Origin of the sequence: Clostridium sp. (assembly GCF_016650035.1) — a bacterium.
Lineage (GTDB): Bacteria > Bacillota > Clostridia > Clostridiales > Clostridiaceae > Clostridium_AD.
Map to the genome: position 1 here is coordinate 54,618 of NZ_JAENWM010000009.1, position 11,289 is coordinate 65,906.

The window sequence follows — 11,289 nt, forward strand, 5'->3', positions numbered from 1 at the left end:
GTCTAAATCTCCTTCTGAAGTCGTTAATATTGCAGCATCGCAGATGATGATTTAATCGGATAATTTTATGAACTAATATCAAATAAGCAAAGTGAGGGAAATATATATGAATATGAAATTTATAAAAAGAATACCTACTGCAGAGGAAATTATGGAACAAATGCCTCTGTCAAATCATATTAAGGAAATTAAAAGAACTAGGGATAATGATATAAGGAAAGTGTTTGAAAATGAAAATGATAAGTTTATCCTTATAATCGGGCCATGTTCAGCTGACAATGAAGACTCAGTGTGTGAATATATAGAAAAGCTTGTAAAAGTTCAAGAAAAGGTAAAAGATTCTATCATTATTATACCAAGAATTTATACGAATAAACCGAGAACTACTGGTGAAGGGTATAAAGGTATGGCCCATCAACCAGATTTAAATAAAGAACCAGATTTAGTTGCAGGGTTAACAGCTATAAGAAAACTTCATATAAAAGCATTAAGTGAATTTCACATGCCGGCTGCTGATGAAATGTTATATCCGGAAAATTATGCATATCTTTCAGATTTATTAAGTTATCATGCAGTTGGAGCTCGCTCCGTAGAAAATCAGCAACATAGGTTTACAGTAAGTGGCATTGATATGCCGGTAGGCATGAAGAATCCTACTGGAGGAGATCTGAATGTAATGCTGAATTCCATTAAAGCTGCACAAATTGAACATACCTTTTTATATAGTGGGTGGGAAGTTAAAACAGAAGGTAATCCTCTTGCTCATGCTATTTTAAGAGGAGCCGTAGATTCTTATGGTAGAAATATTCCAAACTATCATTATGAAGATTTAATTCGTATTGCGAGAGAATATGAAAAACAGAAGCTTCTAAACCCTTCTATTATTGTAGATACTAGTCATGCAAACTCAATGAAGTCTTATAAAGAACAACCAAGAATAGCCAGAGAAGTGTTAATGAGTAGGAAATATGATTCTCTACTAAAGAAAATGGTAAAAGGATTTATGATTGAAAGTTACCTTGTAGAAGGTAAACAAGATGTAGAGGGCGGAGTTTATGGGAAATCTATAACGGATGCATGTCTAGGATGGAAAAGCACAGAGAAATTAATTTATTATATCGCTGAAAATTTATAGAGTCTTAAGGTGCTAATTATAATGTTAATTAGCACCTTAACTTTTATAGTTCATTTTTATTTTTTAAAAAAACTTTGTTTCTACCAGCATTTTTAGCTTTATAAAGTTCCTCATCGGCAATTAAATACATATCATGAGAACTGTTAAAATCTGAGGTATAACCAAATATACCGCCTATACTAATTGTTACTGGACATAACTCATTATTCCAAATATAATTAAGGCCAAGTTTCTCAATAGAAATTCGAAGGAGTTCTGAAAGAGCTGAAACGTCCTTGAATTCTGTGTTTTTAATAAAGCATACAAATTCTTCCCCACCAAATCTGCCAAGTATTCCAGATCCGTTTCCAAAAACGTTATTTAAACAGTAAGCGATTTTCTTAAGACAAGTATCACCTTCAAGGTGTCCATGATAATCATTATAACGTTTAAAATAATCAATATCAATCATCAAAAGTGATGAACTTATGGGCTTTATTGTGCTCTCCCTCCACACATTAGAAAGATAACTATTAACCCCTCTCCTGTTTGGTATATTAGTAAGTTCATCAGATATTACCTCTACACTTAGATTTCTATTTGTTCTTTTCATTGTATCCAATAGTGCGTTTTTATTCCAAATATCCGTCTCCAATTGTTTATTTAATTTGGTAATTTTTTGGAGTTCCTCGCCGCTAAAGTGTTTACTTAGCTCAATTTTTATTATTTCAAGCTTCTGAGAGATTACGGTAGTTTCCATTTCCTGTTCCATTAAATGATATTTTTTATAAAACATAAGTGATAATTTAAAATCTTCTTTTCTCTCATAAAATTCAGTTATAATTTTATAAATCTTACTTAACTTCTTTCTTGCATTTATTTGTTCACCATATTTAATAGCCCTATGGAGATGCCCTAAAAATATCTCTTCGTTTTCAAGTGCTTCAAGTTGTGCGAGATTTATAAGCACATCTATTATAAAATATTTGTTTCCAATTCCATCTAACCTAGTAAGAGCATTATTATAGCATTCCCTCGCCGTGTCATATTCTTTTTGGATAAAATAAACTTTCCCAATGCTATTTTCAACCTCTGAAAGAGCAGTTATATCATCATGCACAATTAAAATATCATAACTTTTTTTATAATATTCAAAGCTAGTAGAATAATTTTCATTTATAAAATATATCTCTCCCATATTTGCTAATATAACTGCTGTGTTACTTATAGAGTTATATTCTTTGCATAATGTTAGGGCCTTATTATAATAAATTAATGATTCTGAATGATTGCCAACTTCCTTATAAACCTCACCTATATTGTTAAGGATTCTACTCATTGTTGGATAGTTTTTTGTTCCTTCTAGAAGATGTAATGCTTTTAAAAAGTTCTCCAGTGCTCTCTCATACATGGCATTATAAAAATGTACAATTCCTATGAGATTTAAAGTATCCGCTAAATCCAAAGGGTTATCATACATCTTAAATATCTTAAAAGCATCTAAAGCATAATTAAAGCAGTCATTTATCTTTGTCATTGACCTACAAGCTAATGCCATTGCAAAGAGTGCATAAGCCTCTTCTAACTTTAACTTATTTTTCTTTGCGGTATTATAAGCTTCCAAACTCATAGCAAAAGCAAGGCTTGGTTGCTTAAACGATATTTTTTTTGACTCTTTAATTTTATTCATTATAATTTCTGAAATATCCATAAATATCCCCCAGCTTTGTATAATTAGTGTGTTGTATTTATATATTTATAATTCTACATAACATATTTTTTTCCTTTATTTTTAAAAAAAATGATCAATTTAAAGCATTTGTTTTGATTCTTTTTATTTTAAAATAAAAATTTGATAAGAAAAAGTTTTCGTTACATTTTACTAGCAAAAGAATATATTGAATTATAACAATTAAATGAAGAAGGACATATATGAATAACATGGATTATCCAGAAATTAAAGAAATATTTGAAGGCTGCATAGGTAAGCATGGGTTAAGTGAGGAAAAAGATGAAATTTTGGATATTACTGCAGCACTTCTAATAAAAACGCATAATGACAATTCAATTTTACCTATTATAGTAGATACTATTTTTTTTAGAAACAGAGAAGGTCTTTTTAACCATGATTTAATCTGGACTTTTTTCGAAGCAAGGGATCCATATAGCTTAATGTTAATCGCAAATTACTTATACTCAGATGACGCACGGGATATTGAATTAGCATATAAACTTCTAGATTTTGTACCTTCCATAGATATGAGAAATGGTCGAGGAGATAGTGAAAATCAATATACGACCATATTCTACTGGCTTAAGGAGAATTATCGTTTTCTATATTTTACTGGGGAAAGTTTTCAAAGAACCAGTAACCCAATACCATATAAAATAGATTTACATGAAAAATATGGAAGGGGGCTAGTAAATGATTATAATTTTTAACAATTCATTTAAAATTGATGAGTATATAAATGAGTATAAACCAAGTAATATTGAAAGAGAAATTATTACTAAGATGAGCAGAAGTAAAGAAAGATATGAGTATAATTTATTAGAACAATTGCAGTTTGAGTTAACATTAAGAAAAAATATTGTTATTGCATCAGTAAATCTTAATAAAAGTGATCTGTCATTTAAAGTTTTTCGTAAATCAATATGTAATAAGGAGTATTGGGAACGAACTGAGGAAGGTGGATTTTTACTTAAAAAAGGAATAAAACCCAGTGTAGCTATTAATGATATTAGTATAAATAGTTCTAAATATGGCACTGAATGTGCTACCGCAATGATAATAGTTTATTATCAGGCGTTACTTAATACTTTCAAAGAGAAGCTTTTTAATGAGTTATTTACCAAAATACATTTGATGAATTGGCATTATATAGACAATTTACTTTATGAAGCAGGTTATATAGAAAAACAAAGTGATTATTTACCTGGGGATAGAAGATATGTTTATAATCCTGATGTAAATCCAGTAACTCCTGAGTGGCAAGGAGAAAACATTATAGACCTGGGTGATGAACTTTATTATGGACATGGTATAGGTATTGGTAGTGTTGATGAAATACTTATTGAATTAAATAAACAGAGAAAAGATAATGCCACCGTGTCTGCTTATTTATTAGATTCAGCTGCAGTTTTAGATTTTAAGAATTTGGCCAATATATATTACAAAGAATTAAAATCCAGCACTAACTAGTGCTGGCTTTTAATTAAATCTATATTTAATTAAAGGGGGACTCTAATTAAAAAAATCAATTATTTTCTATGTACTTATAATAACAATTTTAGAAGGTAAGCTATCTAGATTTAATTTTTTATGCAGAGTTTGACGAAAAGTGCGAACGATTTATAGTGCAAATCTATATAATTAAAAGGGAATTATCAATATTTGTAGAATTATAAATATATTATAATCAGATTGAGTGATATTTGATTAAAGCCATTATTTATATGATTTTAAAAAAGGAGGTATGCATTATGAAAAATATAATGCCAAGTATAGGTATGCATTATAAGAACTATAATGCTTTTAGGAGTGGAGATACGGGGAAGCATGATTCCGAAGAAAAGTTAAATAAAAGAATTATGGAACTTGAAGAGAAGTTACGGTATACCAAGGAATGTCTCCAAATATCAAATGAGGAACAACTTGTTTATAATGAAGAACTACTGGTTGCAAATGAAGAATTTAGATCAGCAAATGATGAACTTATAAAAATCAATGCTAATTACCAATATAAGAATCAAGAATTGGCTGATTTAAACGATGATATGACAAACTATTTAAACAGTACAGATATTGGAACTATTTTTCTTGATGAAAATCTTTGTGTAAGAAAGTTTACACCCAGAATTGCAAAAGAGATAAATCTTAAGCCTCGAGATATTGGGCGTCCAATGCAGCACATAGTTAGTAATATAACCAACGATGACTTAAATATGGGTGCAAGAGAAGTAATAAGAACTCATAAATTGTATGAAAAGGAAGTACAAAGTAGTGATGGAGATTGGTATTTATTGAAATGCACGCCATACTGTACACAAGAAAATTCACTTAAAGGAGTCGTTTTATCTCTTGTGGATATAACTAGAGGAAAGAATGCTGAAATAGAGATGTATAGACACAAGAAATTATTAGATGAAAAAATTTTATCAGAAAACCTAAAGACAGAGTTTTTCAGTAACCTTTCTCATGAACTTAGAACGCCTCTAAACGTAATTTTGTCTGCCCTACAGCTTTTGGATACATTTAAAAGAGGTAGTGATGTTGATGATAGTGAAATAAAATTTCGAAAGTATAGTAACATAATGAAACAGAATTGTTACAGACAATTGCGCCTTGTTAATAATATGATTGATATTACGAAACTTGATGCAGGATTTTTTGAGTTAAAGCTTTCGAACTGTAATATCGTAGATATTGTTGAGAGTGTTACTATGTCAGTAGCCGAATATATCAAATCTAAATCCATTGAGCTTATTTTTGATACTGATATAGAGGACTGCACCGTATCTTGCGATCCAGAGAAGATTGAAAGGGTTATACTAAATCTACTTGCTAATTCAATAAAGTTCACAAAACCAGGCGGAAGTATGACAGTAAATATGTATGATAAAGGAGAAAATATTATAATATCGATAAAAGATACAGGTATAGGCATTCCAAGTGATAAATTAGATATTATTTTTGATCGATTTAGACAGGTAGATAGATCGCTTACACGAAACCAAGAGGGAAGCGGTATTGGACTTTCCATAGTAAAATCCCTTGTGGAGATGCATGGAGGAAGCATTTCTGCAACAAGTGAATACGGCAAAGGATCAGAGTTTATTATTGTTCTTCCGGTAATAGACCGGCCCAATAAGAACGATGTATGTAGCGCAATTGAATTAGGAAATCAAGAAAGAATTGAGAGAATACATATTGAGTTTTCGGATATTTATTCCTTAAATTAGATAGACCCGCATACACATCATAGTTAAAAAAGAGTCAAGAAAGAATAAATATAGAGATATATAAATTATTATACACTGTTTACAAATAATTTGCTATAATAAGAGTATAAAGGTTATGTTAATCAATTTGTGAATGGGGGGTATTATGCAAGATAATAAGATAACGGATACCGCAAAAACAGACGTTTCAATCGTTGGCATAGGCGCTTCCGCAGGAGGACTAGAGGCTCTGTCAGATTTCCTGCGTAACGTGCCTGAAAATAGTGGACTAGCTTTTGGTATCGTTCAGCACATGGAAAATAATAGTAAGCAGATTTTGGTGGACTTACTTAAGAGTGAAACTAGTATGAAAGTTGTACAGGCCAGTGAGAATATATCTATTCAGCCTGACTGCGTCTATGTAATTCCACCAAACATGAATATGTCTATTAAGAATAATGTGATACACATTTTTGAATATACTGAGCCTCACAATACGCGTCTGCCCATTGATTTCTTTTTTAGCTCCCTGGCGAATGATAAGATGGAGAGGAGTATTGGCGTCATACTCTCGGGAATGGGTGATGACGGTACAGAGGGACTTAAGAAAATAAAGGAAAAAGGAGGAGCCGTTTTTATCCAAGAACCGGCCTCTGCTAAATTTGATGGTATGCCTCTCAGTGCTATTGAGGCAGGGTTAACAGAAGTTATAACCACCGTAGAGACAATGCCTTCAAAGATTATTTTCTATATTGAGAACAAGCCAAATACTGTTATGGTTGACAAGGACGATGCAAATAAATACAAGAGTTGCATCGACAATATTATAGTAATGATACGAGCGCATACAGGTCATGATTTTTCTTCATATAAAAGAAGTACTATACAACGAAGGATTGAACGGTGTATGGGTATACATCAAATTGACAATATAGAATCATATGTTGATTTTTTAAAAGATAATCCGAGTGAACTGAATCTCATGTTTAAGGAATTTTTAATTGGGGTTACCAGTTTCTTTCGTGAGCAAGCAGAATGGGAACTTCTAAAGGACAAAGTTATACCTGCACTCTTAAATCAGCGTGAACCTACTGATACGATTCGAGTTTGGATATCTGGATGTTCCACCGGGGAAGAGGCTTACTCCTTAGCGATTACATTCAAAGAGGTGATGGATAAGTTAAAGCCTTCCCAACATAGTTCTATTCAAATTTTTGCTACTGATCTTGACAGTGAAGCTATTGATAAAGCCCGGGAGGGAATTTTCTCGCTTAATATCGCAAAAGATATCTCCACCCAGCGCCTGAATAGGCATTTCGTAAAGGTTGATAAAAGCTATCAGGTTAATAAGGAAATTCGAGATATGGTCATCTTTGCTCAACAAAATATGATTAAAGATCCCCCATTTACAAAGGTAGATATAATGATCTGCCGGAACCTACTTATCTACCTGACACCTCAAATTCAGAAAAAGATTATTCCTCTTTTTCACTACAGTCTTAATAGTGGCGGATTTTTGTTCTTAGGAAGTGCGGAGTCAGTTGGTAACTTCACGGATCTCTTTAAACCACTTGATCTTAAAACGAGAATTTATCAGAGGCTCAGGCCGCTAATTCAGACAGAACCTATAGAATTCCCCAACTCTTTTGCACCGTATCAGGCTGAAGTGAACCAGCCGTCCACTGATGTTCAGAACATGCAGTCCATGGCGGATAAACTGATTTTGCAAAAATATTCACCTTCTACAGTGCTTGTCAATGGTAAAGGTGATATCCTCTACATTACCGGGCGAACTGGCAAGTACCTAGAACCAGCTGCTGGTAAGGTTAATTGGAATATTTTTGCCATGGCCAGAGAAGGGCTAAATTATAAACTGAATGACACTTTCTATAAGGCTGTTCAGCAAAATAAGGAGGTTATTTCCAAAGGTGTTGTTGTGATGAACGAAGGTGGAACTTTTAGGGTTGATATCTCAGTAAATCCGCTCAAAGAGCCGGAGGAGCTGCGTGGATTGGTAATGATAATCTTAACAGATGTTACAGAAACTGAGATGGGTAAAGCAAACAGCACAAACAGCACAAACAACACAAACAAACAAACCCCTATCGCTAATTCGCGGGAGAAGGAACTGGAGCAAGAACTATTACAAACTCGCCAAATGTGGCAAGTTGCAGGTACAGAAATGCAGATATCCCAAGAAGAATTTAAATCTAGTAATGAGGTATTGCAGTCATGCAACGAAGAACTCCAATCGACAAATGAGGAACTGACCACAACCAAGGAAGAAGTACAATCCTCAAATGAAGAGCTAAAGACGATAAATTTCCAACTTAAGTCAAAGTTAGACGACATGGAATTAGTCACAAACGATATGAATAATCTAATGGACAGCATGAAGATTGCCACTTTATTTTTGGATGATAATTTATTAGTTAAACACTTCACAAATCAAATGACTTTAGTCTCTAGGTTGATTTTGAGTGATGTGGGTCGACCAATTACTGATATTACGTCAGATCTTATTTATCCCGAACTAGCAGAGGATGTTAGGGAGGTGCAACGTACGCTGATTGCTGTTGATAAGCAGGTTATGTCTCGTAATGGGAGTTGGTTTAACGCGAGCATTCTGCCTTACCACACTTTAGAGAATAAAATCGATGGTGTGGTCATCACTTTTGTAGATATCACTAAATGCAAAGAGATTGAGGAAGAGCTATTATTGGTAAATAACAGGCTAGTTGCTGAAATAAAACAAGGTCATAAGGAAGTTGCTGCATCGAAAGATCAGTAGCATAGTAAGGTAAAAGTATTTTATCCCTCAAGGTATATGTAAAAGTTGTTAGGCGCATACTAATAACAATATTTACAATTGAGGGGTGAAAGTATTGGATATAGGTTCATTAATAAAGAAAGTTAAGAAGAGAGAAGACGTTATAGATATCCAGGAAGCATTTAATATATATAGTCTTCTAAGAGCAAGATATGTTAGCACCCAAACAGTTCAATTATTTAAGAACTTTGTTCATGACGTAGGTTGGGAAGTAGTCTTAAATGGATTTCAGACAAATTTTGAAAATCAAATAAATAATTTAGAGAAATTAGGTGAAAAATTTCGTATCATAATGCCAAACAGACCTCCTGTGGACGTCAAGTTTGCAACTCGGATTAATAATATAACGGATGATTATATCTATAAAAAAATATATCATGACCTTGTAGCACAGCTTATGTCTCTTAATCATGCGGTTCGTTCAACCAGTACAAATGATAATTTAAGAAATATTATCATACAAGATTTAAAAATCCATTTTGACGATTTTAATATCCTTTATAAGTTTGGTAAATTGAAAGGCTGGGAGGAGACTTATCCTACTTACAAGACTGCTATTGTTCAGGAGAAAGAGCAACTTGCCACATCAGAAGCATTTCATATTTGGGATCATATTGTTATGAGATATGAGCAAATTGAACTCATAGGCATATTCTCGAGTTTTGCTCATGATACTGAGTTTAAGGTAATACTTCAACATGGGTTATATATTTATAACAAGCAAGTTAAAAAGCTTGAGAATTTAGCGTTAAAGCTTAATATACCGCTACCTAACAGATCAGCACTACCAGTAACATCACCCATAGATCCTGAAATGATTACTGATAGGTTTATGTACCGAATTATTTTAAGCTGGCAATTATCTGCCTTAGATGCTCATCTCAGAGCAATCATTGAGACTATTAGGAATGAACCATTGCGTAAGTTATGGAGGGATTTCCTTGATTCAGAGCTTGAGTATTATGATAAATATCTTAAGTATGGAAAAATGAAAGGTTGGACAAGAGTAATACCAATTTATGGGGAGCCAGTTACATAAAATAAATTCAAATGGAAAAAAATATACATATGGAGCTTTTTCATTTGAATATTAGAATGTTTAATTAATTGCTAATATAATATACAACAGTACATGCCGCGTGGCATGTTTATTAAACTATTGACAAAACATACAAAATCGTAATACTAATAGTATTAGACAGATTTCGTTAAAATAGAAAAAAGAGGTGCTTTATGAGCGTGTTAGTATCCAAATAGATTAAATTTTATAATTAAATAAATCTTTCGAAAAGGGTATAGTATACCTTTATTTGTGGCGGATTTATTTGGTGAAATCTATAAAGATACAATTCCACAAAGTACTGTTATAGTAAGAAAAGATAGATTTATCTATCTTTTATGAAGTTACGTATTTTTAGCTGTGGGGGTATCCACGGCTTTTTTTATTTTGTAGATAAATAAAAAGTCTGTAAAATCAGTTAAGTCCATTCTTATAGAGAGAATGGTAAATTGTAACGACCTAATTGATGTTTTAATATGAGGAGAGATATAAATGAATATAAATACTTTTAATAAATTACAATATAATGAGTTAAAGGAAATAGTACAGTCTTATTGTGTAAGTGGACTCGGAAAAGACCTAATAGATAAATTACAGCCAAGCACAAGTTTAAAAGTTGTGGATAGTATGCTTAATGAAACTAGCGAGGGAAGAGCTTTGTTAGATATAGCTTCCTACATACCATTAGAAGGAATATTTAATGTGAAGAGCATTATAGAGAATATTGAAAAAGGGGCAATATTAGAACCGGAAGAGTTAAACAAACTTTGCAACTTTTTAAGAGGCTGTAGAAAAATTAAAGATTTTATGGAGGGAAAAGAATTTTACGCTCCAAACTTAAGTAGTTATGGGAATTCAATTACAGAATTTAAATCCATAGAGGAAGAAATTGAATTTTCTATTAGAGGTAGCTTAGTAGACTCAAATGCTAGTAAAGAACTTAAAAAGATCAGAAGATATATAGAAAACGCAGAAGGCAAAATACAAGAAAAACTAGAAAAATTTTTAAAAAGCAGTAGTAATAAAACCTATATACAAGAGTTTTTTGTAAGCAAGAGGAACGGTAGATATACAATCCCTATAAAGGCATCCTATAAAAATCAAGTTACAGGGACAGTTGTAGAAACATCATCTAAAGGATCTACCGTATTTATGGAGCCCAGTGTTATATCAAAAAATACGGCAGAGTTAGTGTCATTAAAAGCTGTTGAACGTCAAATTATAACTAATTGAAAAGTCATTTTATTTCTATTATTAGTAGGTGATTTACGTCAGATTACCTCTAAGAAATCAATTTATAAATAAGAAAACATCATTTTATTAGTATAATTTGTTTTAGCCAGC

At 32.2% G+C, this 11,289-nt stretch carries 7 protein-coding genes and 1 pseudogene; 7 read left to right on the forward strand and 1 reads right to left on the reverse strand.

Annotated elements, in window-relative coordinates; translation table 11 throughout:
- Nucleotides 1–106: 106 nt before the first annotated feature.
- A complete protein-coding gene (locus JJD95_RS03800; RefSeq protein WP_291640522.1) occupies nt 107–1,135 on the forward strand; it encodes a 3-deoxy-7-phosphoheptulonate synthase in 1,029 nt (342 codons plus the stop codon).
- A 43-nt stretch (nt 1,136–1,178) separates the two neighbouring features.
- Here JJD95_RS03800 and JJD95_RS03805 read toward each other — a convergent pair whose 3' ends face one another.
- A complete protein-coding gene (locus tag JJD95_RS03805) occupies nt 1,179–2,825 on the reverse strand; it encodes a tetratricopeptide repeat-containing diguanylate cyclase (protein ID WP_291640524.1) in 1,647 nt (548 codons plus the stop codon).
- A gap of 221 nt (nt 2,826–3,046) precedes the next feature.
- Here JJD95_RS03805 and JJD95_RS03810 point away from each other — a divergent pair, with 221 nt between their 5' ends.
- From JJD95_RS03810 to JJD95_RS03835, 6 genes and pseudogenes are all read left to right on the forward strand, one after another.
- Complete coding sequence (locus JJD95_RS03810) at nt 3,047–3,556, forward strand: hypothetical protein (RefSeq protein ID WP_291640526.1); 510 nt, start codon at nt 3,047–3,049, stop codon at nt 3,554–3,556.
- Entirely contained in the window at nt 3,540–4,316 is a 777-nt protein-coding gene (locus tag JJD95_RS03815) for a protein-glutamine gamma-glutamyltransferase (protein WP_291640528.1), read from the forward strand. Before JJD95_RS03810 ends, JJD95_RS03815 begins: the two co-directional genes overlap by 17 nt.
- Nucleotides 4,317–4,597: 281 nt before the next feature.
- Entirely contained in the window at nt 4,598–6,076 is a 1,479-nt protein-coding gene (locus JJD95_RS03820; protein WP_291640530.1) for an ATP-binding protein, read from the forward strand.
- Nucleotides 6,077–6,221: 145 nt separating this feature from the next.
- Complete coding sequence (locus tag JJD95_RS03825; RefSeq protein ID WP_291640532.1) at nt 6,222–8,846, forward strand: chemotaxis protein CheB; 2,625 nt, start codon at nt 6,222–6,224, stop codon at nt 8,844–8,846.
- Nucleotides 8,847–8,940: 94 nt separating this feature from the next.
- Nucleotides 8,941–9,924 (forward strand): DUF3231 family protein, encoded by a 984-nt coding sequence (locus JJD95_RS03830; RefSeq protein ID WP_291640534.1) that lies wholly within the window; start codon nt 8,941–8,943, stop codon nt 9,922–9,924.
- 513 nt (nt 9,925–10,437) lie between these two features.
- Nucleotides 10,438–11,151: pseudogene (locus tag JJD95_RS03835) on the forward strand (endonuclease MutS2); the annotation flags it as partial.
- Nucleotides 11,152–11,289: the final 138 nt, after the last annotated feature.

What these genes read in the sequence shown, in the direction of transcription:
- JJD95_RS03825 (WP_291640532.1), top strand. Translation starts at nt 6,222, where the DNA reads ATGCAAGATAATAAGATAACGGATACCGCAAAAACAGACGTTTCAATC.
- JJD95_RS03800 (WP_291640522.1), top strand. Translation starts at nt 107, where the DNA reads ATGAATATGAAATTTATAAAAAGAATACCTACTGCAGAGGAAATTATG.
- JJD95_RS03815 (WP_291640528.1), top strand. Translation starts at nt 3,540, where the DNA reads ATGATTATAATTTTTAACAATTCATTTAAAATTGATGAGTATATAAAT.
- JJD95_RS03810 (WP_291640526.1), top strand. Translation starts at nt 3,047, where the DNA reads ATGAATAACATGGATTATCCAGAAATTAAAGAAATATTTGAAGGCTGC.
- JJD95_RS03820 (WP_291640530.1), top strand. Translation starts at nt 4,598, where the DNA reads ATGAAAAATATAATGCCAAGTATAGGTATGCATTATAAGAACTATAAT.
- JJD95_RS03805 (WP_291640524.1), bottom strand. Translation starts at nt 2,825, where the DNA reads ATGGATATTTCAGAAATTATAATGAATAAAATTAAAGAGTCAAAAAAA.